Source organism: Carnobacterium sp. 17-4 (assembly GCF_000195575.1).
In the GTDB taxonomy this organism is placed as follows: Bacteria; Bacillota; Bacilli; order Lactobacillales; family Carnobacteriaceae; genus Carnobacterium_B.
The window spans coordinates 1,759,460-1,784,055 of sequence record NC_015391.1 but is presented as its reverse complement, the minus strand read 5'-3'; the positions used below and the strand labels follow the sequence as shown (position 1 = coordinate 1,784,055).

Here is a 24,596-nt window from a genome sequence, read left to right as displayed (position 1 = left end):
GTGTTTCTTTTTTATAAATTCTGCTAAACTAGTCCTATACGTTATGATGAAAAGGAGTTTAAACAATGACACTGATCAAAAAAATTGTTACTGGAATGATTGGAGAAAACTGTTATGTCATTTATCAAGAAGGAAAGGCGTTGATCGTTGATCCTGGGGATGAATTTGTAAAGATAAAAAAAGTTTTAGATGAATTAAAGGTGACACCCGTTGCTGTTTTATTGACACATACGCATTATGATCATATCGGTGCTTTGGAAGAAGTCAGAAAAACTTATTCTATTCCCGTTTATGTTAGTAATTTGGAACAGGCATGGCTTGGCAATCCGATATTAAATCTTTCGATTCACTCAGGCCATCCAATTACAGCAGAACCTGCTGAAAATGAATTTGAATTACTAAAAACATATGATATTGAAGGGTTTGAGTTTAAAGTTGTCCCAACACCAGGACATTCACCGGGTGGTGTCAGTTTTATTTTCGCTGACTTTGTGGTCTCTGGTGATGCATTATTCAAAGGCAGTATTGGTAGAACGGATTTGACCGGCAGTGATTCTGAAGCCTTATTAAAAGGTATTAAAGAGCAGTTGTTTCGTTTATCAGATGATTTGCGTGTCTATCCAGGTCATGGTGAGGAAACGACAATCGGCTATGAAAAGAGAATGAATCCTTTTTTTAGCGAAGATTAGTATAATAAAAAGCTGGGATGAGATTGTCTCAGCTTTTTATTATGCAAAAAAACCACTTTAGCGGGGAACGCTAAAGTGGAAAGGGTAAGGTTTCTTTTTACTTTGGAGGAGTAAAAAAGAAAATATGAAAAAGTTGGTTTGTTGTTTTGGTATATACATAGTATAGTACTCAATTATGAAAAAAGTGTGACGAAAAAATAGAAATTAAGTGAAAATCTTCTTTTTAACGTATAAATGTCAGACTAAAAAGAGATGTAGCACGTTCCAGTAGAAATAAGTTTGTGGAAAATACTTGTAAATAAAAGTCATTCCTAGTATACTTATTAAAAGTAAGTAATGAGCGAATAATTAGATGAATCAATAAAAAAAGAAAAGAGGAATAAATAAATGATGCTATCAGAGAAGACGATTATTGGAAAAGTGGTATTAAACGTTGAAAATATGGAGGATATGAAAAATTTCTATACTTCTATAATTGGTTTAGATATAAAAAAGGAAACAGAACAAAGCCTTAAACTAGGTGCTTTTGGTGATGAACAAGTCCTATTGGAATTACAACCTGTTGCACCGGTTGGTGAAAAACCAAACGCAACTGGATTGTACCACCTGGCATTTTTGTTGCCAACTCGTAAAGATTTAGGAGAAATTTTGTACCACCTTTTAGTATCTAAATACCCGTTAACTGGAGCAAGTGATCATGGTTATAGCGAAGCTCTTTATTTAGACGATCCAGAAGGCAATGGTATTGAAATCTATACCGATAAGCCGAAATCAATGTGGGATATCAGAAAAGATGGTCAAATCGCTGGAGTAACAGAGCCGATGGACGCAGAAGGTGTAATAGGAGAAGCAAAAGAAGAATTCCAAGGAATGCCTAAAGGAACGTATATGGGACATGTTCATTTATTTGTAGCCGAATTGGAAGAAACTGAAAAATTTTATCAAGACGTTTTAGGGTTTGATTTGAAATTTAAATTTGGTCCTCAAGCAAAATTCTTCGCAGCAGGCGAGTATCATCACCAAATTGGAGCCAATGTATGGGCCGGAAAAAATATTCCAGCCGCTCAAAAAGGCTTAAGAGGACTAGATTACTTTACTATTGTCGTCTCTGCTGATGAATTCACACAAGTAAAAGACAACCTTGATGCAAAAGAATATGCTTACCAATTAGATGAATCAACACAAACACTTTCACTGGAAGATACTAATGGGATAGCAATAAAAATTACAACAACTAATTAATAGATCATCAAACCGGCAAACTTCTTGCCGGTTTTTTTTGTCGTAATAAAAATAACGATTAGAAGTCAGTATAGAAGAAAGCAGCTACTTCCATTATAATGATGAAACAGGAAGTAGAAGTATAAAAAAGATCCAGAAAGGATAATAAAATGTATCCAAAAACAAACGCGTTTATTCAGCAATTAATTGAAGATGAATTACTTCCGGGAGCAAGTTTTGGTTTTATTAAAGATGGTAAACAACTAAACTATTATGAAGGGTTATCTGCTATTTTGCCGGAAAAAGAACCCATTAGAGAAAATTCTATCTACGATATTGCCTCTTTAACAAAAGTAGTTTTAACGACAACGATTATCTTGCAATTGTGGCAAGAAGGTAAATTAGCTATTGATGATAAAGTCAGCCAATATTTGACAACTTTTTCAGCCCAAGAGGTAACGATTAGACATTTGTTAACTCATACATCTGGACTAGAAGGTTATATTCCCAATCGTGATTCTTTATCTGCAAATGAATTGAAGCAAGCCATTCTTCATTTGCCAGTAGGAAAAGACTTTGGAGGAGAAGTACGTTACACAGATACAGGGTTCATCTTATTAGGGTTTATTATTGAAGAGATTGTGCAAGACACTTTAGCCAATGTATTTGTTAATCGAGTTAGCGGGCCGTTGAATTTGAAGGAGTCTTCTTATCATCCTATTGATTTACAAAAATGTGTTCCAACAGAGGTAGATAAAAAGAGAGGACTGATAAGAGGAGAGGTTCATGATCCTAAAGCGTATATATTAGGAGACCACTGTGGAAGTGCTGGATTATTTTCGACGCTGACAGATTGTTTGACCTTTAGTCACATGATGTTGAATAAAGGAGAATTTAATGGAAAACGTATTCTTAATGAAACAACTGTGCTATCATTATTAACAGATTGGATACCAACTGGTAAGCTGAACCGGTCTTTAGGATGGGATATCAAAAAAAACGGTAATAAAAACTATTTGTTTCATACTGGATTTACAGGAACCTTTATTTTGTTAGACATCAAAGAAAAAGAGGCATTCGTTTTTCTGTCTAATCGTGTCCATCCAACTAATGATAACAAGTCAGAATATCTTAGCCAACGAGACCTTTTAATAAAGTGTTACTTAGCAGAAAAGGAAGCCATGAATAAATAATGTATTTTAGGAGGAATAAAATGATGAATGAACCATTGATATTAGCGCCTGTGTTGCAAGAAAAAATTTGGGGCGGAAAAAAATTGCATGACGTATTTGGCTATGATTTGCCAAGTGATAAAACTGGAGAAGCATGGGCCATCAGTGCACATCCAAATGGACCGAGTACAGTGAAAAATGGACCTTATCAAGGAATGACCCTAGCTGAAGTATGGGATCAACATCGTGAAGTGTTTGGCAACGCAAAAGGAGAAGTTTTTCCTTTACTGACGAAAATATTAGATGCGGCAGATGATTTATCGGTTCAAGTTCATCCGGACGATCAATACGGTATGGAACACGAAGGTGAATTGGGCAAAACAGAATGTTGGTATGTTATTGATGCGGATGAAGGTTCAGAAATCATTTATGGGCATCATGCTAAGACAAAAGAAGAATTAGAACAAATGATTCTTGATGGGAAATGGGATGCGTTATTACGTCGCATTGAAGTTAAGAAAGGAGACTTTTTCTTTGTACCAAGTGGAACAATCCATGCGATTGGTGGAGGTATTACCATTCTGGAAACACAACAATCTAGTGATACAACTTATCGAGTGTATGATTATGACCGTAAAGATGAGCAAGGAAACACAAGAGAATTGCATGTCAAACAATCAGTTGATGTAACAACTGTTCCACATATTGACCCGACTCCTGAAATGAACAGTGAGAAACAGGAAGACGCAACAATCACAACATTTGTAAAGACTTCATTTTTTGATGTCTATAAATGGGAAGTGAATGGCAAAGCCGACTTTGTTGCAACTGCTCCTTATACCCTTGTTAGCGTGTTAGATGGAGACGGTAAATTGATTGTCGAAGCAGGAGAGTATGAACTAACAAAAGGAACTCACCTAATCTTGCCAAACGACATCAAAGAATGGACAATTGAAGGCAATTTAGATATTATTGCATCAAATAACTAGGATGCTGAACTTCCTAGTTAGACACACAGCGATTTTTAATCATTTTATCTATTTGACCCAATATGAGTAAATAGATAATAAAAAGAGAAGGAAAAATGAGTTAACTCATTTTTCCTTCTCTTTTGTCTAGGCAAATAATTCTTCTGCTTCTTTAGGGAATCGTTTTTTTACGGCTTCTTTCAAAATACGATCGGTTAATGTTGTATTTCTAACTAATAATGGTCCATGGAAGTATGAACAGTAAGTTTGCTTGTAATGCGCACCTTCTGTTTTATCTTCGCCATTATTGCCATAACCCATTTCAACAACACCCAATGGTTTAACGCCTTCACCAAGAAAAGTACGGCCATTATGGTTTTCAAAACCTTTGTAGGTTTCACCAAACTCATCATTTTTAATGACAATATCGCCAATAAAGCGATTGTTGTCTTGATTCAAGGTGTAGTGATTCAAAGCACCGATACCGTTGATTCTATTTCCGGCAGCATCTACATAATAGTGGCCTAACAATTGGAATCCGCCACAAATACCGACTGTAACGCCATCGTTTTCGATGTATTCAGTAATGGCTTCTTTTTTAGCTTGGATATCTTTTGAAACTATTCTTTGCTCAAAATCTTGTCCGCCGCCGAAGAACACTAAATCGTATTTATTGGCATCAAATGAATCATTTAAACTAACGATCTCGATATTAAACTGAACGCCTCTTTTTTTAGCACGGTGTTTTAACATCAACAAGTTGCCGTTATCTCCATAAGTATTTAATAAATCGCCATAAAGATGACAAACATTTAATTCTATCATCTTACATACCTCCCTCAATATAACCTTGGTTTGCTAACTCTTTACGCAATTGTAAGACAGCAGTATAAGTAGCTAGTACGTAGATTTTTTTTGTTGGCGCATTTTTAAAGCTCTTAATTATTTCAGGTATGCTCGGGATAACTTGAAGTTCTTCTTCAGGAATTCCAGCAACTTCTAAACGAGCAGTGATATCTTCTACTCGTTCACCACCAACAGTGACTTGTTTGATATTCATATTAGGAACGATCTCGTAATTTGCATCCCAAATCCAGCTGACATCTGTTCCATCCGCATAGTTTGCATTTAAAATTGAAACGAGAGAGAACGGTTCTGGAGTTAAGTTGATCATATCCAAGACTTGGTTCAAACCAACAGGATTTTTAACTAAGTTAATCGTAATTTCTTTGTCATCGATTTGAATGACCTCTTGACGACCAAAAACTCGTTTTGATGCGGCAAATCCAGCGCGAATTTGATCAGTAGAAACATCTAATATCCGACCAACACTATAAGCAGCTAAGGCATTATAGATATTGTATTGTCCACCAATTTTAATTTCAAAGTCTTCTCCGTCGATTTCAAATTTAGACGATTCATGATCCATATGAGTCAAGTCCGTTAAACGATACGTCAATTCTGGACGTTTGAAATCGCAATTAGGACAATAATATTTCCCTAGATTGCTATACGTTAAAAATTTGTAATGTAAAATATTGTTGCAATGTGGACACAAGACACCATCGGTATTGTAATGAGCTTTTAATTCCCCATCTGGAAGGTGGTCAAAACCAAAGTATACACGTTTGTTAATGGTTTCTTTTGAATTGAAAATTGGAGCATCTCCATTACTAACAATTAAAGCATCTGGAGCTAACGCTGCACCATTCAACATCATTTGATAAGTCGTATAAATTTCACCATAGCGATCCATTTGATCACGGAAAACATTCGTAAACACAATCGCTTTTGGTTTAATATATTTTGTTACATGAATCAAACTGGCTTCATCTACTTCAAGAACGGCAGCCTTTTTCTCAGTGTTATTTGTGTAAGAGTGATGTTCAAGAAAAGTTGAAATGATTCCTTGCAGCATATTTGCTCCAGTAGGGTTTGTAATAATTTCAGGGTATTTTTGTTTTAAAACTTGATAAGTCAATGCGGTCGTTAATGTTTTACCATTAGTTCCGGTAACAATAACAACATCGTAATTTCTTGATAAAGTACCTAATACGGTAGGATCTAATTTCTGTGTTAGTTGACCGGGATAACTACTTCCGCCTTTAAAGAACGTATGAAGTCCCCATTTAGTTGTTCTTCCTACTGCGATGGCAAATGCACTACGTATACTCAATTGAGTTTCCTCCAATTACTAAAAATACTTTTTTTTGCTACTTTGATATTCTAGCACATATTTCTTGTGAAATTGTTAAAAATCACCTAACTTGTTCATTTTAAAGACAAACTTAATCTCTTTTCTCACAATTGGTGTAAGATTCTTCTATATATAAATCGGGAGAGAGGCTTCACTTTTACATAGTTTTAACGTATAATTCATAATGGATTCCTACGAGAGAAATGAGGAAAAAACAAGATGGCCCAACTTTTTTTTAAATATGGAGCAATGAATAGTGGAAAGACTATTGAAATTTTAAAAGTAGCATATAATTATGAAGAACAAAACAAACCTGTCGCAATTATGACAAGCGGTTTGGATGATCGTGATGAGATTGGTGTAGTATCCAGTCGAATTGGCTTAAGACGTGAAGGAATCGCGATATTTGAAGAAACAAACGTTTTTGAAACGATAAATGCATTGAATTATGTACCGGCATGTGTACTAATTGATGAATCGCAATTTTTGAAAAAGGAACATGTTCTTCAGTTGGCTCATATTGTGGATGAATTAGATATTCCCGTTATGGCATTTGGATTGAAAAACGACTTTAAAAATGAACTGTTTGAAGGTTCAGAGTACTTATTGCTATACGCGGATAAAATTGAAGAAATGAAAACTATTTGTTGGTATTGCCATAAAAAAGCAACGATGAACATGCGTATGATTGACGGAAAGCCAGTTTATGCAGGAGCACAAATTCAAATAGGGGGCAATGAAAGTTATTTCCCAGTTTGTCGCAAACATTACTTCAATCCGCTATTGAAGGACGACTTGTAGCGTTCTTAGTGTTGTGAAAGACAACTAAAGACACAACGATGCAATAGGCTTAGAAGAAAAGGAGAATAACTTATGTTTGATAGATTAGAAAGCGTTGAAGGACGTTATGAAGAACTAAATGAATTGTTGAGTGACCCAGAGGTAGTCAGTGATACAAAACGATTAATGAAACTGACTAAAGAAGAAGCTGCTATTCGTGAAACAGTTGCAACTTACCGTCGCTACAAAGAAGTCAGCCAAGATATTTCGGATACAGAAGAAATGCTTGGTGAAAAACTAGATTCTGAGATGGCTGAAATGGCAAAAGAAGAATTAAATGATCTAAAAAAAGAAAAAACAGAAATTGAAGAAAAAATGAAAATATTAATGTTGCCAAAAGATGAAAATGATGACCGCAATATCATTATGGAAATACGTGGAGCAGCTGGCGGAGACGAAGCACAATTATTTGCTGGAACTTTGTTTAATATGTATCAAAAATACGCTGACGCACAAGGCTGGAGAACTGAAGTGTTAGATGCTAACATTACGGGTATCGGTGGATACAAAGAAATCACCTTAATGATCACTGGAGACAATGTTTATTCTAAATTGAAGTATGAAAATGGCGCTCATCGTGTTCAACGTGTTCCGTCAACCGAATCACAAGGACGTATCCATACTTCTACTGCAACTGTAGTAGTTATGCCGGAAGCTGAAGAAGTTGAATTGAATCTGCCAGATAAAGATATTCGTACAGATATCTACCATGCGAGTGGAGCCGGCGGACAGCACGTTAATAAAACAGCGTCTGCCGTTCGTTTGACTCATTTACCTACAGGAATTGCTGTAGCGATGCAAGATGAACGTTCACAAATCAAAAACCGTGAGAAAGCGATGAAAGTTTTGCGTGCTAGAGTATATGATCATATCCAACAAGCAGCTCAAAGCGAGTATGATGCTGAACGGAAATCAGCTGTTGGAACCGGAGACCGTTCAGAACGTATCCGTACGTATAATTACCCACAAAGCCGTGTTACCGATCATCGTATTGGATTGACCATTCAAAAGTTAGATCAAATTTTATCTGGTAAATTAGATGAAATCATTGATGCTTTGATTTTAAATGATCAAACAGCCAAAATGGAGCAATTGCAACATGAAGAGTAAGACAACTTATAGAGAAGTCCTGAAATGGGCTTCTTCTTTTTTAGAAACATGTAAAAGAGAACCTGTTGCTGCAGAGATTTTGCTAAGAGAACGTCTGAATTGGTCAAAAACGGATATCATGATGCATTTAAATGAAGAAATGCCGTCGGATGTGAAACACCAACTCTTACAGGATGTATCGAATCATGGGTCTGGTATCCCTATTCAACAATTATTAGGTTACTGCTGGTTCTATGACCGAAAGTTTAAAGTAACAAAAGACACTTTGATTCCACGACCGGAAACAGAAGAAATTGTAGATATTTTTTTGAAAAGTTCTTCTACAGAACAGAAGAAAACCGTTTTAGATATTGGAACAGGAACAGGAATCATTGGAATCACAATAAAAAAGGAACGGCCGCTTTTCGAAGTAACCGCAACGGATATCTCTTCTAAAGCTCTAAAGGTAGCTCAAGAAAATGCGACGGCATTAGAGGCAGATGTTCGCTTTCTAGAAGGTGATTTAACGGATCCTGTAAAGACTGAAAGCTTTGATGTCATTCTTTCGAATCCACCATATATATCTAACGACGAAATCAGTTATATGGATGAGAGTGTTTTGCACTATGAACCGCATTTAGCGTTATTTGCTGAAAACAATGGTTTAGCTATGTACCAAAGATTAGCAAAAGAACTTCCAACTATTTTAAATCCAGGTGGTGAAGTATTTTTAGAAATTGGATTTAAGCAAGGGAAAAAAGTTCAAGAGCTTTTTCAAGAGGCTTTTCCATTGGCTGAAGTAACCATTGAAAAAGATATGAGTGGAAATGACCGCTTGATCCAAGTTAAAACAAAATAAGGATTCAATACCATTTAAATAAATGTGATGAGTTTTCTTGAAATGAACGGAGGAAAAACTGTGGAGACTATTATATACCGACCATCTGAGGTGCTTAAAGCAGCTCAAAAAATTCAACAAGGTGAACTGATTTCTTTTCCCACAGAAACCGTTTATGGATTAGGGGCTGATGCAACAAACGAAGCAGCAGTTAAAAAGGTTTATTCAGCAAAGGGGAGACCAAGCGACAACCCATTAATTGTGCATGTCTCGACTATAGAAGAAGTTGAGCAGTATGTACAGGAAGTACCCGAAGTGGCTAAGAAACTGATGCAAACTTTTTGGCCAGGTCCATTGACACTGATTTTTAAAGTGAAGGATCATGTTTTTGCGCCAACCGTTACGGCTGGTCTAGCGAGTGTAGCTATGCGGATGCCCGATAATGAGGTGACTTTGCAGCTGATTCGTAAATCAGGTAAACCCCTTGTTGGGCCAAGCGCCAATACATCTGGAAAACCAAGTCCGACAACTGCAGATCATGTTTACCACGATCTGAAAGGGAAAATAGCAGGTGTTCTGGATGATGGAGACACCGGATTAGGATTGGAATCAACTGTTTTAGATATTACTGATCCAAAGCTACCCACGATATTGAGACCAGGGGCAACAACTAAAGAAGCTTTGGAAAAAGTCATAGGAACCGTTTTTGTTGATCGTCACTTAATTTCAAATGATGAAGTTCCTAAAGCGCCAGGTATGAAATACAAGCATTATAGCCCTAATGAACCTGTTGTTATTGTTGTTGGAGAAAGTGAAATCTGGCAAAAAGCGATTAAAACGTATCAAAAGCAAGGTGAAAAAATTGGTCTTTTAGCCAACCAAGATCTTCTAAATCAATTTCAAGACACCGTTACAGCTACTTATTCATTAGGAGAAAATAAAAATATCCATGATGCTTCAAGACGATTGTATTCAGGATTAAGATACTTCGAAACAACAGATGCCACACTTATTTTAGCCGAAGCTCATGAGCAAAAAGGATTAGGTGAAGCCTATATGAATCGGCTTCAAAAAGCAGCGGGTAACCATTTTTTTGACTAATCATAAATCAGTAGATTTAACTAATTAAAAAGCGTTTATTATAACTATTGAAGGGTGTGGCCTATATGAATAACAAAAAATTTGACAAAGAGATCTTTGATGCCATTGAACAAGAAAGCAAACGACAAGAGCAAAATATTGAATTAATCGCTTCAGAAAACTTTGTATCTGAAGCAGTACTTGCTGCACAAGGGAGTATTTTAACGAATAAGTACGCAGAAGGCTATCCGGGTAAAAGATATTATGGCGGATGTGAATTTGTTGATGTTATTGAAAATTTGGCTATTGAACGTGCAAAAAAACTTTTTGGAGCAGAATATGTAAATGTTCAACCGCATTCAGGTTCTAGCGCAAATATGGCAGCTTTTAATGCTTTGATAAATCCAGGAGACACTGTATTAGGCATGGATTTAACACATGGTGGGCATCTAACACATGGTTCTCCCGTGAACTTCAGTGGCAAAACGTACCATTTTATCTCTTATGGTGTAGATAAAGAGACAGAAGAACTTGATTATGAAGTGGTTCAAAATTTGGCCAAACAACATAAGCCTAAATTGATTATTGCAGGAGCTAGTGCATACTCTAGAAAAATAGATTTTGCACGATTTAGAGCAATTGCGGATGAAGTTGGAGCTTACTTAATGGTTGATATGGCTCATATAGCAGGATTGATTGCAGGAGGTTTGCATCAAAACCCAGTTCCTTATGCAGATGTTGTCACAACAACTACACATAAAACATTAAGAGGACCACGCGGTGGAATGATCCTAGCTAAAGAAAAGTATGGCAAAGCAATAAATAGCGCTATTTTCCCAGGCATTCAAGGTGGTCCTTTAGAACATGTTATAGCGGCTAAGGCAGTGGCTTTAAAGGAAGCATCCACTCTAGAATTTAAGGAATATGCTGCTCAAATCATTAAAAATGCAAAAGCCATGGAAAGTGTTTTGAACGCATCGATTGGTCATTTAATTAGTGGCGGAACAGATAATCATCTTTTATTGTTTGATGTGACCAACTTTGGATTAAATGGGAAAGAAGCTGAAGTTCTTTTAGACAAGGTCGGCATTACTGTCAATAAAAATACGATTCCTTTTGAAACATTAAGTCCTTTCAAAACAAGTGGTATTCGAATTGGAACACCAGCTATTACAACAAGAGGTTTTAATGAAGCAGACTCTAAAAAGGTAGCCGAATTAATTGTTGAAGCATTGACAAGTAATAGAGATGTTGAAAAAATGGCGGCGATTCAAACACAGGTTCATCAATTGACTGCTAAACATCCATTGTATAAATCTAAAGTATAATGTAATAAGTAATTGTTCTTAAAATAGATGGAAAACACAAAATAAAAAAGAAAAACACTAAAAGGGTAGCACTAGACGCTAATATCCTTTACAATAGAAATGTTTAAAAAATAATGAAAAATGAGGGCTGAATACAATGTCGAAAGTTCAAGTTATGGATCATCCATTAATCCAACACAAATTAACTATTCTTCGTGATAAGAATACAGGTACGAAAGATTTTAGAGAAGCAGTTAATGAAATTGCACGCTTAATGGCATTTGAAGTTTCGAGAGATATGCCTTTACAAGATGTAGAAATCGAAACGCCTTTAGTTAAATCTATTCAAAAAGAATTAGCGGGTAAAAAAGTTGCGATTATTCCAATTTTAAGAGCTGGATTAGGCATGGTTGATGGGATCTTAGATTTGATCCCTGCAGCAAAAGTTGGACACGTAGGAATGTATCGTGATCATGAAACATTAGAACCGGTAGAGTATTTTGTGAAATTACCATCAGATATCAATGAACGTCAATTGCTTGTTGTAGACCCAATGCTTGCTACAGGCGGATCAGCTATTGTTGCTATTGATTCATTGAAAAAACGCGGTGCGACAACAATCAAATTTGTTTGTCTAGTTGCAGCTCCAGAAGGCGTAGAAGCGTTAGAAAAAGCTCATCCTGATGTAGATATCTATACTGCAGCATTAGATGAACGTTTAGACGAAAATGGTTACATATTACCAGGCCTAGGCGATGCTGGTGATAGATTATTTGGTACAATGTAATTTTTAAGATTGATTAAATAAAGAGCCGTAAACCAAAGGATAGAATTCTTGGTTTACGGCTCTTTTTGTATAGATGATAGATTTAATTTTTTTTCTGTTGGATAAGAATTAAATGATAAAAATAAGATAAATCTTATTTACCATAGGAGATACATAAATAATTAAAACAGTAACTGATTTCAAAATGACAAAAATGAGTAGGTTGTATTTTGCGCTCTCTTGAAGAAAAGTAAAATTGGTGCAATTAAAATAGAAAAAGTAGGGTGAAATAGAGGATTTAACGAAAAAGTAAAAGTTATATGAAACCAATAAAGAATTTAAGGTACTGTGAAAGTCGGGAAAATTGTCATTGGAGAAAGAGTGGTTAAATGAAAAGTTAGATTTGATAGTTAGAAATCTAGAGTAGTCAGTGGAAATGTGTTATCATTTTTTTGAATAAAAACGCTAGAAAACCCGTTTTAATAATGATTTATTGAAAAAAAAATTGTTTTTCATTTTCTTTTGTATTTTAAATCGAATGGTGGTATGATAACAAATGCCAGTGAAAAAAAGAAGAATTGTTTTAGAACTTAGTCAGTATTTTTTACATTGCCAAATGAATAAAAGCAAAATTGTGCCTAAATCCATATAGATAGGAAAGAAAGCAGAACTATGCTAAAATGGGCGTGTGAAATTAACGTAGATGATAGTTTCACAAAATATATTTTTTCCTGTTTGCAATTATAGATTTTAATTATGGAAAGAGGTGAACGTTGTGGATCACGAAAATCCGATTGTTACATTTTTGGGCTTAGATTTCAATGTCACCAACAATTTTGTAACAGTATCAGCGTGCGTGATTGTATTCTTGATTGCGTTTATTTGTACGAGGAATCTACAAATTAAGCCAACAGGTAAACAAAACTTTATAGAATGGATAGTTGATTTTGTAGGGAATATCGCTACAAGTGCAATGTCTAAACAACAAGGTGAACGGTTTAAACTATTTGGTTTTACTATTTTAACCTTTGTATTTGTTTCAAACATTATGGGGTTGCCATTAATTTTAATTGCTGAACCTTATCAAATATGGAAAAGCCCAACTGCTGATCCGGTGGTTACTTTAACATTAGCAGCTATGGTAATTGTTATGACACATTATTTTGGTGTACAAGAACAAGGAGTCAAGAACTACTTTATGAATAGTTTTATTAGACCAGTCCCATTCCTGTTTCCAATCAAAATTTTTGAAGAGTTTACAAATACATTGACTTTAGCTCTTCGGCTTTATGGAAATATTTATGCAGGAGAAATCTTGCTTGGATTGATAGCTTCGTTAGCTCAAAGCGGAGGGGTCTTTACTTGGATAATTGGTATTCCTTTAGAAATGGCTTGGCAGGCATTCTCACTATTTATCGGAAGTATACAGGCTTTTGTTTTTACAACACTGACAATGGTTTATCTTTCTCATAAAATTGAACACGAAGACAGTACAGATCACATCAAAGAAGCAACGTAAGCGAATCAGGTTAATAGAGGATACATTAATAAAATAAAGTAGAATATATAGATAAAAGATAATTATATAGGAGGAAAATGAATTATGGGTTTAATAGGAGCAGCAATAGCAGTAGCAGGAGCAGCAATAGGAGCAGCACTTGGTTCAAGTAGAGTAGTATCAAAAACAATTGAATCAATCGCTCGTCAACCAGAAATGAAAGGTCAATTGCAAACATTGATGTATATCGGGATCGGTTTAGTAGAGGCCATTCCTATCATGGCAGTTGTTATTGCCTTTATCTTAGTTTTCCAATAAAAGCTAGCAAGAAAAACGAGTATTAGAAATTGACAGGTAGAGAGAATATTATTCTCTACCTGTCAATTTTAAAGCAACATTGAAGTATAGGTGGAGGAGTGTGGAGAATGGTCAGTCCATTGTTTGTAGGACAAATAACAGCTGGAGATTCTATTGTCACTTTGGTCTCATTTTTACTATTAATGCTAGCATTAAAGATGGTTGCTTGGAAACCTCTGATGGCAATGATGGAGAAACGAGAACAATTGATTGCAGGAAATATCGATAGCGCAGAATCAAAAAAATTAGAAGCGGATCGATTGCTTGCAGAACAACAACAAGAATTAGAAGAGACAAGAAACAAAGCGAGTGCAATTATTGAACAAGCAAGAGACACCGCTGATAAAGTTGAACGAGAACAAATAGCATCCGCTAAAGTAGAAATAGTACGCTTAAAAGAAGAGGCTAAAAAAGCCATTGAACTAGAAAGAAAACAAGCTTTGGCAGGTGCGCAAAATGATATTAGTCGTCTGTCTATGGATATTGCAGAGAAATTGATTGGCAAAGAATTATCTAATGAAGGGCATGCTGAACTAATCGAAGAGTATATTGAAAGGTTGGCGAATAATAATGAAATTAAATAGAAATATGAACAATCGCCAACTTGCAGATGCTTTTTATCAAGACTCTAAAGAAAAAGGGATAGTTGATGTTGCGTTTGATAATATGATGGACGTTCGTCAAGTATTAGAAACGATTCCTAATCTAGGAACAATTCTAGTAGATCCTCGTTTGGAAAAATATAAACGAGATCATCTTTTAGCAGACTTGATTCAACACTTTGATATCAATACACAAAGTTTCTTGCATATGCTTTATGATTATCAATTAATCAGTGACATTAGAGATGTAGTAAATGAGTTTGAAAAAATTTATGATTACAAAAATAGGACTGTAGTTGCTAAAGTGACTACAGCTGTTCAATTAACCGAAAGTCAAAAGGAACGTTTAATCGACGTTATGAAACAAAAATTAGATGCGAAAAAAGTATTATTGCATACGATCGTTGATGAACATGTTCTTGGTGGAGTAGTTATTGAAGCCGAAAGTCAAGTTTATGATGGCAGTATCCGTTCTAACTTGGAAGCATTAGAAAAACAATTAATTCGATAAAAGAAGTTATGAGGTGAATCGTTTATGGGCGTAAAAGCAGAAGAAATTAGTTCACTGATCAAAAAGCAAATTGCAAGCTATCAAAGTGAATTAGTAATAGATGAAGTAGGTACAGTTAGTTACGTAGGTGACGGAATCGCTCGTGCTTATGGATTAGAAAACGCAATGTCAGGAGAACTGTTGGAATTTGCTGACGGTACTTTTGGTATGGCACAAAATTTAGAAGTAAATGATGTAGGGATTATCATCTTAGGCGAATTTACAGGGATTCGTGAAGGCGATATTGTTAAACGGACAGGTCGAATTATGCAAGTTCCAGTTGGAGAAGCAATGATTGGACGTGTAGTAAATCCACTTGGACAACCAATTGATGGTTTAGGTGAGATTGTTACAACTAAAACTCGTCCAATCGAATCTGAAGCTCCAGGAGTTATGGATCGTCGTTCGGTTAACGAACCTTTGCAAACAGGAATCAAAGCAATCGACGCATTAGTTCCTATTGGCCGTGGACAAAGAGAATTAGTTATCGGTGACCGGAAAACAGGGAAAACAACCCTAGCAATTGATACAATTTTAAATCAAAAAGGTCAAGATACAATTTGTATTTATGTAGCCATTGGACAAAAAGAATCAACTGTACGTAATCAAGTTGAAACATTAAAAAAATATGGCGCAATGGATTACACGATCGTTATGACAGCAAGCGCCTCTCAACCGGCTCCATTACTTTATATCGCACCTTATGCAGGGTCGGCTATAGGGGAAGAATTCATGTATAACGGCAAACATGTCTTGATTATTTTTGATGATTTAACAAAACAAGCTGCAGCTTACCGCGAATTGTCTCTCTTATTACGTCGTCCTCCAGGTCGTGAAGCTTATCCAGGAGATGTCTTCTACTTGCATTCACGTTTATTAGAACGTGCTGCAAAATTGAGTGATAAACTAGGTGGCGGTTCTATGACAGCTATCCCATTTGTTGAAACTCAAGCAGGCGATATTTCAGCGTATATTCCTACAAATGTTATTTCCATTACAGATGGTCAGATTTTCTTAGAAAGTGATTTATTTTACTCAGGTATTCGGCCAGCCATTGCAGCGGGATTATCAGTATCACGTGTTGGAGGATCTGCTCAAATCAAAGCAATGAAAAAAGTTTCTGGAACATTGCGCTTAGATTTAGCTAGTTTCCGTGAATTAGAAGCCTTTACTCAATTTGGTTCAGATTTAGATGCTGCTACTCAAGCAAAATTAAACCGTGGACATAGAACAGTTGAAGTTTTAAAACAAGGGTTGCATCAAACAATAGCTGTTGAAAAACAAGTGATGATTTTATATGCTTTAACACATGGTTTCTTAGATACAGTTCCGGTTAGTGAATTAGGTCGTTTTGAAATTCAATTTTATAACTTCTTAGATAACCAACATGCTGACATCTTAACTGAAATTGTTGAAACTAAGGATTTGCCAAGAACAGAAAAACTGGATGCGATCATCAGTGAATTCATTACTAATTTTTTTACTAATTATATTGATTCATCAGCTGATGTGAACGACGGACAAACCAATTAAAGGCGGTGAATAAGAATGGCAGCCTCTTTAAATGAAATTACAAAAAAAATAAGTTCAACAAAAAAGACTAGTCAGATCACAAATGCCATGCAAATGGTATCTGGTGCAAAATTGGCAAAAGCGGAAAGTATAGCAGCTGGTTTTCAAATTTATTCTCAAAAGGTAAGAGAAATTGTTACTCATTTAGCGCAAAGTCAACTTTCTTTGATTGAAAATGAAATGATTGGAACGAATTCACCTTCTAATATTGATTTTCACGATATGTTGGTTGAACGCCCAATTAAAAAGACTGGATACATTGTTATCAGTTCAGATAAAGGGTTGGCCGGTGGATACAATAGTTCCGTTATTAAATCAACCGTTGATATGATCATCAGAGATCATACTTCTCCAGAGGAGTATGTATTTATGGCTGTTGGTTCAACAGCGGCTGATTTCTTTAAAGCCAGAGGGATGAATGTTGCTTATGAATTAAATGATATCAGTGATCAACCGTCTTTTGAGGAAGTACGTACGATTGCTAGAACAGCAACTGAGATGTATAAAAATGAAGTTTTTGATGAGTTGTATGTTTGTTACAATCATCATGTGAACACGATTATGTTCCAATACAGAGCTGAAAAAATGTTGCCGTTATCCGATTTGGATGTAGCAGAAACAAAAGATTATGCAAAAGATTATATTTATGAACCATCTAAAGAAGAAATTTTAGATATTATATTGCCTCAATACGCTGAAAGTTTAATATACGGAGCAATTTTAGATGCTAAAGCTGCTGAACATGCAGCACGTATGACAGCTATGAAAGGTGCGACAGATAACGCTAAAAATATTATTGATGATTTAACGATTCGTTATAACCGAGCACGTCAAGCCGCTATAACAGAAGAAATTACAGAAATCATTAGTGGTGCTTCAGCGTCTAAGTAAGTAAATGGGAGGAATAACGAATGAGTATTGGACATATTGTTCAAGTTATAGGACCTGTTGTGGATGTCGAATTTCCAATAAACGATACTATGCCTGAAATTAATAATGCTCTCATTGTTGAAAAAAACAAGAGTAAGAATGAAACGGTTGTCTTAGAGACAGCACTATTGTTAGGAAATGGTGTCATTAGAACGATTGCAATGGAAGCGACAGAAGGACTGCAACGCGGTATGAGTGTTATTGATACTGAAAAAGCAATTTCTGTTCCAGTTGGGGAAGAAACTTTAGGACGTATGTTTAACGTTTTAGGTGAAACAATCGATGAAAAAGAACCATTTCCAGAAGATGTACAACGTAATCCAATCCACCGTAATGCTCCAGTATTTGATGAATTAAGCAGCAATACTGCTATTCTAGAAACTGGAATTAAAGTTATTGATTTACTAGCTCCTTATTTAAAAGGTGGTAAAATCGGTCTATTCGGTGGAGCAGGAGTAGGGAAAACGGTTCTGATTCAAGAACTAATTCATAATATCGCTGAAGAACATGGTGGAATATCTGTGTTTACCGGTGTTGGTGAACGTACGCGTGAAGGAAATGACTTGTATTTTGAAATGCAGAGTTCTGGCGTTATCAAGCGTACAGCAATGGTATTCGGTCAAATGAATGAACCACCTGGTGCTAGAATGCGCGTGGCGTTAACGGGATTAACAATTGCTGAATATTTCAGAGATGAAGTTGGGCAAGATGTATTGCTGTTTATCGACAATATTTTCCGATTTACACAAGCTGGATCAGAAGTATCGGCCTTACTAGGTCGTATGCCATCAGCAGTTGGGTATCAACCAACTTTAGCAACAGAAATGGGACAATTACAAGAGCGAATCACTTCAACTAGCAAAGGATCCATTACATCTATTCAAGCGATCTATGTACCAGCGGATGACTATACTGACCCAGCGCCAGCTACAGTTTTCGCCCATTTAGATGCAACAACCAACTTGGAACGTAAATTAACGGAACAAGGTATTTATCCAGCAGTAGATCCTTTAGCATCAACTTCTAGTGCGTTATCTCCTGAAATTGTTGGGGAAGAACACTATAAAGTTGCTATAGAAGTTCAACAATTATTGCAGCGTTACCGTGAATTACAAGATATTATTGCTATTCTAGGGATGGATGAATTATCTGCTGATGAAAAAATTGTTGTGTCTAGAGCAAGACGTATCCAATTTTTCTTATCGCAAAATTTCCATGTGGCTGAAGCCTTTACTGGTTTGCCGGGTTCATATGTTCCTGTTGAAGAAACAGTACGTGGATTTAAAGAAATCATTGATGGACGTTATGATCACTTGCCAGAAGATGCATTCCGTAACGTAGGAAGAATCGAAGAAGTTGTGGCTAAAGCAGAGTCAATGGGTTACTAGGAGGTAAATGTGATGAGTGAAATGCAAGTAAACATTGTTACGCCTGCTGGAATTGTCTACAATCATCGAGCAAGAAGCGTGATTGCTAAGGCAGTGGATGGAGAAATTGGTATTTTACCAAATCATATGCCAATCATAGTGCCTCTTACTATTCATTCTGTTCGCGTGCAACGAGTTTCAGTAGATGCTGAAGACTGGATAGCTGTAAACGGTGGAGTTATGGAAGTCAGAGATAATATTTGTTCCATCATTGCGGATAGTGCTGAGCGTGCAAGAGATATTGATGTTGAACGTGCTTTTGAAGCGAAACAACGTGCAGAAGAAGAATTGCGTAAGACAGAAGCAATTGAGAATAAGAGTCATTCGAAACGTGCAGAAATATCGTTAAGAAAAGCGGTCAATCGGATTACTGTTTCTAAGCATAAAAGAGGTTAATTAAAAGTTGGAATAAAGCAGCGTGTCTGTATTTATTCCAGCTTTTTTTATTTAAATAAAAAAGGGAACAACGCTACTGCTCCCGTAATAGTACAATTTAAAGTCAAGATAAATGTTCTTTTGGCTTCTTTTATGTTAGTATAATGATAAGATTTAGAAGGGAAGATAACTAAAAATATGAACTTTCTAGGTGTGCAAGCTCTTATTACTATCGTATCTCATTTGTTTTTTGTGTTACTGACTTTTTGGGCATTAAAAGGAATACGGATAGAAAAATTGATCAAAAAAAATAATATTGGTCAAGCTCGTGTGCTCTACTTGTTTGTGTCTATAACTATAGGATATACAGTAAGTACGTTCTTTATTGAATTCTTGCTAACATCACAAAATTTGATTTTTTTATTTTATTAAGAATTGACTAAATTTATTACAAAACATCGGTTAAGTTTGTACCTTCACAGGGCTTCGTGTTATAATATTAAATGTTGTCTTGTACTATTTACCTCACACAGTTGTGATAAAGGCAATGAAAATTTTGGAGGGATACTACATGGAAAAAATTGTCGTTCGTGGTGGAAAACACCTAGCTGGTACAGTGAAAGTAGAAGGGGCAAAAAATGCCGTATTACCTATTTTAGCTGCTAGCATTTTAGCAAGTAAGGGACAAAGTAAATTAACGAATGTTCCCATATTATCTGACGTATTCACTATTAATGAAGTTTTAAGCCACTTGAATTTAACTGTTGATTTTAACGAAACTGAAAAAGAAATTACTTTAGACGCTACAAAGGAATTACATTATGAGGCTCCTTTTGAATATGTAAGTAAAATGCGTGCATCAATCGTCGTAATGGGACCTCTCTTAGCTCGATTAGGACACGCAAAAGTTGCTCTTCCTGGAGGATGTGCAATAGGAACACGTCCGATAGATTTGCATTTAAAAGGATTTGAAGCGATGGGTGCGGAAGTACATATCGAAAATGGATATATCGAAGCATTCGCCGATCAATTAAAAGGAGCTCACATCTACTTAGATTTTCCAAGTGTAGGAGCTACACAAAATATTATGATGGCTGCCACACTAGCTAAAGGAACAACTACCATTGAAAACGTTGCGCGCGAGCCAGAAATTGTTGACTTAGCAAACTTCTTAAATCGTATGGGTGCTAAAGTTGTTGGTGCTGGTACAGAGAGTATCCGTATTGAAGGTGTAACAGAGTTAACTGGTACGGAGCATAGTATTATTCCAGATCGTATTGAAGCTGGTACATTTATGATTGCAGCTGCTGTTACGAAAGGAAACATTTTTATTGAAGATGCTGTTGCAGAACACAACAAACCATTGATTTCTAAGTTAAAAGAAATGGGTGTTCAATTTAAAGACGAAGATAACGGATTACGTGTTATCGGACCTGATAAATTAAAAGCAACCGATGTAAAAACAATGCCGCATCCTGGTTTCCCAACAGATATGCAAGCACAAATGACAATTGCGCAAGTGTTTGCTGAAGGTACAAGTACAATGAAAGAAACTGTATTTGAAAACCGTTATATGCATATGGAAGAATTGCGTCGTATGAATGCTGAATTTAAAATTGAAGGTCAAACGTTAGTTATCTACGGACCATCTGAGTTGCAAGGAGCTGAAGTAGCAGCGACGGATCTTAGAGCAGCCGCTGCTTTGATTATCGCTGGCTTGGTTTCGAAAGGTTATACAAGAGTAACACATTTAGAATACCTAGATCGCGGTTATTATGAATTCCATAAAAAATTACAAGGCTTAGGTGCAGATGTAGAACGCATTGAAGAGTCTGTAGAAATCGCTATGGAAGAAACTGAACTTGAGCGATTATTCTCGTAAGCATAACTTGATAAAAAATAATCTTTTATTTTTCGAGATATATTTAGTTGTATATTAAATAAAGTAAAAGATAAAATTTTCACCTTAAGTCTTTTGGAGTAGACCCTTAAAAAGTGGTGCTTCAGGAGGCTTATTTTTGGTAGTTTAACAATTGGTCTATTGCTTTGAAATAAATTCCAAGTAAGTAAGCATTTCAATCAAGCAACATTAAAAACTAAAAACCTTTTATTTTTAATGTTGCTGTTGGGAGAGCAAACTTCTGTCACAAAAACTATTAAATTTATGTAAATGTCTTTAATTCGACATTTAAGAATGATACAAGTTATGCTATAATAGTAAATTAGATGGCACTTTATTTTAAAAAAAGTAGTCAATGATGACCGAACAAGAGCTTGAGAGGAGAAACAAGTAATGGCGAGAGATATAGGAATAGATTTAGGTACTGCCAATGTATTGATTCATGTAAAAGGAAAAGGCATTGTTTTAAATGAGCCTTCAGTCGTTGCAATTGATACTACAACAAAACGTGTTTTAGCAGTTGGAGAAGAAGCGTACTTAATGGTTGGACGTACACCGGGTAACATTCGTGCTATTCGTCCATTACAAGGAGGAGTCATTGCTGATTTTGACATAACAGAAGCAATGTTAACTCACTTTATTAATAAATTAAATGTTAAGGGCTTTTTATCAAAACCAAATATTTTGATTTGCTGCCCAACAAATATAACAACAATTGAACAAAAAGCCATTATTGAAGCAGCTGAGAAAAGCGGCGGAAAAAATGTTTATCTTGAAGAAGAACCTAAAGTAGCAGCTATTGGAGCAGGTATGGATATTTTCCAACCAAGTGGAAATATGGTTATTGATATCGGTGGCGGAACAAGTGATATTGCTGTTCTTTCAATGGGTGGAATTGTAACTAGTCGCTCATTAAAAGTTGCTGGAGACCAATTGGATAATGAAATTACACAGTTTGTTAAGAAAACTCACAAGTTATTGATTGGTGAACGTACAGCTGAAACAATCAAAAAAGAGATTGGAACAGTTTTCCCCGGTAAACGTGATGACTCAATGGAAGTTAGAGGTCGTGATATGATTACTGGTTTACCTAGAACAATCACGATTACTTCAGATGAAGTTCAAAAAGCTACAGCTGAATCAATGATGATGATCGTTCAACAAGCTAAAGATGTATTAGAACAAACTCCTCCTGAATTGTCTGCGGACATTATTGATCGCGGCATAATTTTAACTGGTGGTGGCGCATTATTAGATGGTATTGATCAACTATTCTCTGAACAATTAAGAGTACCTGTATTTGCTGCTGAACTACCGCTTGACTCTGTTGCATTAGGAACAGGAATTTTATTAGAAAATATGACCAAAAAAAGACGAAAATTTTAAAAAATAGCCGACCAAAATGAGGTGAGCCAATGACTAAGGAAAAAATAGGACTTCAAATCGCCGCATTTATTCTAAAAATAGTACTTGTAATCGTTTTGATTGCTCTCGCTTTTATTATTGGAGCGATGATCGGTTATGGTGTAGTAGGCGATGGAAATCCATTTGCTATTTTTGAAAAGGAAACCTGGGTGCACATTTTTAGTTACTTTACAAAGCCTACAATAGTCAACTAGTTCTATCCCTTGTACGAAATAAAGATGGTTTAACAGATGGTGTTGATACAACAAAATAAAATTTCTTCTGGAATAGACGGGTTTGCTTGTGGAGAGCCATGTGAAAGTCTGATGCCTTTTGTCTTCAGACTTTCAAGCCTTAAACAAAGCATTGAATCATTAGACATGGCTACAAGCAACCCTTATTCCTCCAGAAATATCCTATTATCAATTTAACTAATCTATCAACACTAAAAATTATAGAGCCAAAATAAAATACTAAACACCCTGAAAATTGAATTAAATTCTATTTTTAGGGTGTTTTTTATCCAAAATTATGATGAAGCACTATTTTTTTAGGGGGAGTTTACATATGTCCATTACAGTTGTACGTCGTACTGGTTTAATGGGTACTATATTAAAAATGACGATAAAAATAAATGGTGAAAGAGTTGCAAAAATAGCAAATGGTCAGAAGTTTGAAATGTCTATTCCTAATAGTGTTGTGCAAATATGTGTCACGCAATCCGGAGTTAAAAGTAATACCATAGAAGTTAAAGATGGTGAACTAGTTCAAATAAAGTCCAATAAATGGAGTAATAGAATTTATGTTTTATATTATATTATTTTTATTACCGGTATGCTTACTTCGAATCCATTATATAAATCTATTGCTTTATTAGTAATCATACTGTTATCTTTTATTTTGTTGTTTATTGTAAATGCTTTTCAACTGACCGTTTTAGATGATAAAACAACGATTTAGCGTAAACCCTTTGAAATAGATAGTTTTTAATCTAATAAATAAAAAAGTCTCCTTCATGATAAACAGCTTAAGAAATAAAACTGTTTACTGTAGAGGAGACTTTTTTTATTTTATGCTGAATAAATAAAAAAGCAAATCAATAAAAAATGCAGATAGTAAAAAAGAATACACTAAAAAGGAGGAATAAAAATGAATCAAATTGGATTAGTTGGACGTTTAGTAAGAGAGGTAGAACTTAAAGAAGTTGGTGAAGACAAAGTTGTTACTAATAACACCTTAGCAGTAGCAAGAAGAGGGAAGAAAGAAAATAGTCCACCAACTGACTTTATTCCTATTGTTGCATGGGGACAAGTAGCGAAACTTATCCATCTTTATTGTGAAAAAGGTCATATCGTAGGTCTTACTGGGAGAATTCAATCAAGGTCCTACGTCAATAAAGAAGAAGAAACTATTTTCGCCGTTGAGATGGTAGTAGAGGAAGTACATTTTTTACAAAACAAAAAAATAGAAACAGCCATAAAGTAATGAAAACGGACTATTTATTGTTACTGAATTGTAATAAAATACATGTAATAGGACAAAATTGAAAAAAAATACTTAAAATTGGGTGATTAAATGTTTATTTTTGTAATAGTTACCCAAAGAAAACATACGATACTAAAAATTAAATAACGCCTAAAATGAATATTAAATTAGAAAAAATTTAGTTGCTAAAACCTGTTGCATCAACATTTAACATGAAATAATCAAGCATTATGAGAAAATGACCTAAAAGAAAAAATAGTTGAATATTCAGAATCTTTACAGTTGTCTCTTTGAAAACGTTACTAAAAATTATTGTGTTACAAACCCTT

Annotated in this window: 26 protein-coding genes; 24 read left to right on the top strand and 2 right to left on the bottom strand. The window is 35.4% G+C overall.

The features are described from left to right. Positions 1 to 65 precede the first annotated feature (65 nt). The 4 genes from CAR_RS08530 to manA all read left to right on the top strand — a co-directional run bounded on the left by CAR_RS08530 (position 66) and on the right by manA (position 4,071). Positions 66 to 689, top strand: coding sequence for an MBL fold metallo-hydrolase (locus tag CAR_RS08530; RefSeq protein ID WP_013711314.1), 624 nt, complete (start codon positions 66 to 68; stop codon positions 687 to 689). Between the two features lie 387 nt (positions 690 to 1,076). Beyond that, positions 1,077 to 1,931 carry a VOC family protein gene (locus CAR_RS08525; protein WP_013711313.1) on the top strand — a complete coding sequence of 285 codons (855 nt, stop codon included), beginning with the start codon at positions 1,077 to 1,079 and terminating at the stop codon, positions 1,929 to 1,931. A 149-nt stretch (positions 1,932 to 2,080) separates the two neighbouring features. After that, entirely contained in the window at positions 2,081 to 3,103 is a 1,023-nt protein-coding gene (locus tag CAR_RS08520; RefSeq protein WP_013711312.1) for a serine hydrolase domain-containing protein, read from the top strand. A gap of 23 nt (positions 3,104 to 3,126) precedes the next feature. Further along, entirely contained in the window at positions 3,127 to 4,071 is a 945-nt protein-coding gene (gene manA / locus CAR_RS08515; RefSeq protein ID WP_041556921.1) for a mannose-6-phosphate isomerase, class I, read from the top strand. Between the two features lie 126 nt (positions 4,072 to 4,197). Here manA and CAR_RS08510 read toward each other — a convergent pair whose 3' ends face one another. Next, a complete protein-coding gene (locus CAR_RS08510; protein WP_013711310.1) occupies positions 4,198 to 4,875 on the bottom strand; it encodes a type 1 glutamine amidotransferase in 678 nt (225 codons plus the stop codon). Position 4,876: 1 nt separating this feature from the next. After that, complete coding sequence (locus CAR_RS08505; protein WP_041556484.1) at positions 4,877 to 6,226, bottom strand: MurT ligase domain-containing protein; 1,350 nt, start codon at positions 6,224 to 6,226, stop codon at positions 4,877 to 4,879. Positions 6,227 to 6,466: 240 nt separating this feature from the next. On the opposite strand from CAR_RS08505, the gene CAR_RS08500 reads away from it, so the two are divergent. The 20 genes from CAR_RS08500 to CAR_RS08405 all read left to right on the top strand — a co-directional run bounded on the left by CAR_RS08500 (position 6,467) and on the right by CAR_RS08405 (position 24,267). Further along, positions 6,467 to 7,048 (top strand): thymidine kinase, encoded by a 582-nt coding sequence (locus CAR_RS08500; protein ID WP_013711308.1) that lies wholly within the window; start codon positions 6,467 to 6,469, stop codon positions 7,046 to 7,048. Between the two features lie 72 nt (positions 7,049 to 7,120). Continuing rightward, positions 7,121 to 8,197: a peptide chain release factor 1 gene (gene prfA, locus CAR_RS08495; RefSeq protein ID WP_013711307.1), complete on the top strand. Its 1,077-nt coding sequence runs from the start codon at positions 7,121 to 7,123 to the stop codon at positions 8,195 to 8,197. Next, positions 8,187 to 9,035 (top strand): peptide chain release factor N(5)-glutamine methyltransferase, encoded by an 849-nt coding sequence (gene prmC / locus CAR_RS08490; RefSeq protein ID WP_013711306.1) that lies wholly within the window; start codon positions 8,187 to 8,189, stop codon positions 9,033 to 9,035. The genes prfA and prmC overlap by 11 nt, the downstream gene beginning before the upstream one ends. 60 nt (positions 9,036 to 9,095) lie before the next feature. After that, on the top strand, positions 9,096 to 10,115 hold the full coding sequence (locus CAR_RS08485) for an L-threonylcarbamoyladenylate synthase (protein WP_041556920.1): 1,020 nt from the start codon (positions 9,096 to 9,098) through the stop codon (positions 10,113 to 10,115). A 65-nt stretch (positions 10,116 to 10,180) separates the two neighbouring features. Continuing rightward, positions 10,181 to 11,422, top strand: coding sequence for a serine hydroxymethyltransferase (gene glyA / locus CAR_RS08480; protein WP_041556482.1), 1,242 nt, complete (start codon positions 10,181 to 10,183; stop codon positions 11,420 to 11,422). A gap of 136 nt (positions 11,423 to 11,558) precedes the next feature. Further along, positions 11,559 to 12,188 (top strand): uracil phosphoribosyltransferase, encoded by a 630-nt coding sequence (gene upp / locus CAR_RS08475; RefSeq protein WP_013711303.1) that lies wholly within the window; start codon positions 11,559 to 11,561, stop codon positions 12,186 to 12,188. A 754-nt stretch (positions 12,189 to 12,942) separates the two neighbouring features. Beyond that, on the top strand, positions 12,943 to 13,686 hold the full coding sequence (atpB, locus tag CAR_RS08470; protein ID WP_041556481.1) for a F0F1 ATP synthase subunit A: 744 nt from the start codon (positions 12,943 to 12,945) through the stop codon (positions 13,684 to 13,686). 84 nt (positions 13,687 to 13,770) lie between these two features. Beyond that, positions 13,771 to 13,983 carry a F0F1 ATP synthase subunit C gene (atpE, locus tag CAR_RS08465; RefSeq protein WP_013711301.1) on the top strand — a complete coding sequence of 71 codons (213 nt, stop codon included), beginning with the start codon at positions 13,771 to 13,773 and terminating at the stop codon, positions 13,981 to 13,983. Between the two features lie 107 nt (positions 13,984 to 14,090). Further along, positions 14,091 to 14,606, top strand: a complete 516-nt coding sequence (atpF, locus tag CAR_RS08460; RefSeq protein WP_013711300.1) for a F0F1 ATP synthase subunit B — start codon at positions 14,091 to 14,093, stop codon at positions 14,604 to 14,606. Beyond that, the gene (atpH, locus tag CAR_RS08455; protein ID WP_041556480.1) at positions 14,593 to 15,135 is read left to right on the top strand and encodes an ATP synthase F1 subunit delta; all 543 of its coding nucleotides are present in this window, start codon (positions 14,593 to 14,595) and stop codon (positions 15,133 to 15,135) included. The genes atpF and atpH overlap by 14 nt, the downstream gene beginning before the upstream one ends. Before the next feature lie 24 nt (positions 15,136 to 15,159). Beyond that, complete coding sequence (gene atpA / locus CAR_RS08450) at positions 15,160 to 16,707, top strand: F0F1 ATP synthase subunit alpha (protein ID WP_013711298.1); 1,548 nt, start codon at positions 15,160 to 15,162, stop codon at positions 16,705 to 16,707. 15 nt (positions 16,708 to 16,722) lie between these two features. Then, positions 16,723 to 17,637, top strand: a complete 915-nt coding sequence (locus CAR_RS08445) for a F0F1 ATP synthase subunit gamma (RefSeq protein WP_013711297.1) — start codon at positions 16,723 to 16,725, stop codon at positions 17,635 to 17,637. A gap of 20 nt (positions 17,638 to 17,657) precedes the next feature. Beyond that, positions 17,658 to 19,064, top strand: coding sequence for a F0F1 ATP synthase subunit beta (gene atpD / locus CAR_RS08440; protein WP_013711296.1), 1,407 nt, complete (start codon positions 17,658 to 17,660; stop codon positions 19,062 to 19,064). Between the two features lie 12 nt (positions 19,065 to 19,076). Beyond that, the gene (locus tag CAR_RS08435) at positions 19,077 to 19,499 is read left to right on the top strand and encodes a F0F1 ATP synthase subunit epsilon (RefSeq protein ID WP_013711295.1); all 423 of its coding nucleotides are present in this window, start codon (positions 19,077 to 19,079) and stop codon (positions 19,497 to 19,499) included. Between the two features lie 177 nt (positions 19,500 to 19,676). Beyond that, positions 19,677 to 19,910 (top strand): DUF1146 family protein, encoded by a 234-nt coding sequence (locus CAR_RS08430; RefSeq protein WP_041556478.1) that lies wholly within the window; start codon positions 19,677 to 19,679, stop codon positions 19,908 to 19,910. Positions 19,911 to 20,049: 139 nt separating this feature from the next. Continuing rightward, positions 20,050 to 21,360: a UDP-N-acetylglucosamine 1-carboxyvinyltransferase gene (gene murA / locus CAR_RS08425; RefSeq protein ID WP_013711294.1), complete on the top strand. Its 1,311-nt coding sequence runs from the start codon at positions 20,050 to 20,052 to the stop codon at positions 21,358 to 21,360. Positions 21,361 to 21,771: 411 nt separating this feature from the next. After that, entirely contained in the window at positions 21,772 to 22,764 is a 993-nt protein-coding gene (gene mreB, locus CAR_RS08420) for a rod shape-determining protein MreB (protein WP_013711293.1), read from the top strand. 29 nt (positions 22,765 to 22,793) lie between these two features. Next, the gene (locus tag CAR_RS08415) at positions 22,794 to 22,997 is read left to right on the top strand and encodes a DNA-directed RNA polymerase subunit beta (protein ID WP_013711292.1); all 204 of its coding nucleotides are present in this window, start codon (positions 22,794 to 22,796) and stop codon (positions 22,995 to 22,997) included. A 352-nt stretch (positions 22,998 to 23,349) separates the two neighbouring features. Further along, positions 23,350 to 23,742 carry a hypothetical protein gene (locus CAR_RS08410; RefSeq protein ID WP_013711291.1) on the top strand — a complete coding sequence of 131 codons (393 nt, stop codon included), beginning with the start codon at positions 23,350 to 23,352 and terminating at the stop codon, positions 23,740 to 23,742. 189 nt (positions 23,743 to 23,931) lie between these two features. After that, the gene (locus CAR_RS08405; RefSeq protein ID WP_013711290.1) at positions 23,932 to 24,267 is read left to right on the top strand and encodes a single-stranded DNA-binding protein; all 336 of its coding nucleotides are present in this window, start codon (positions 23,932 to 23,934) and stop codon (positions 24,265 to 24,267) included. The last annotated feature ends 329 nt before the right edge of the window (positions 24,268 to 24,596 follow it).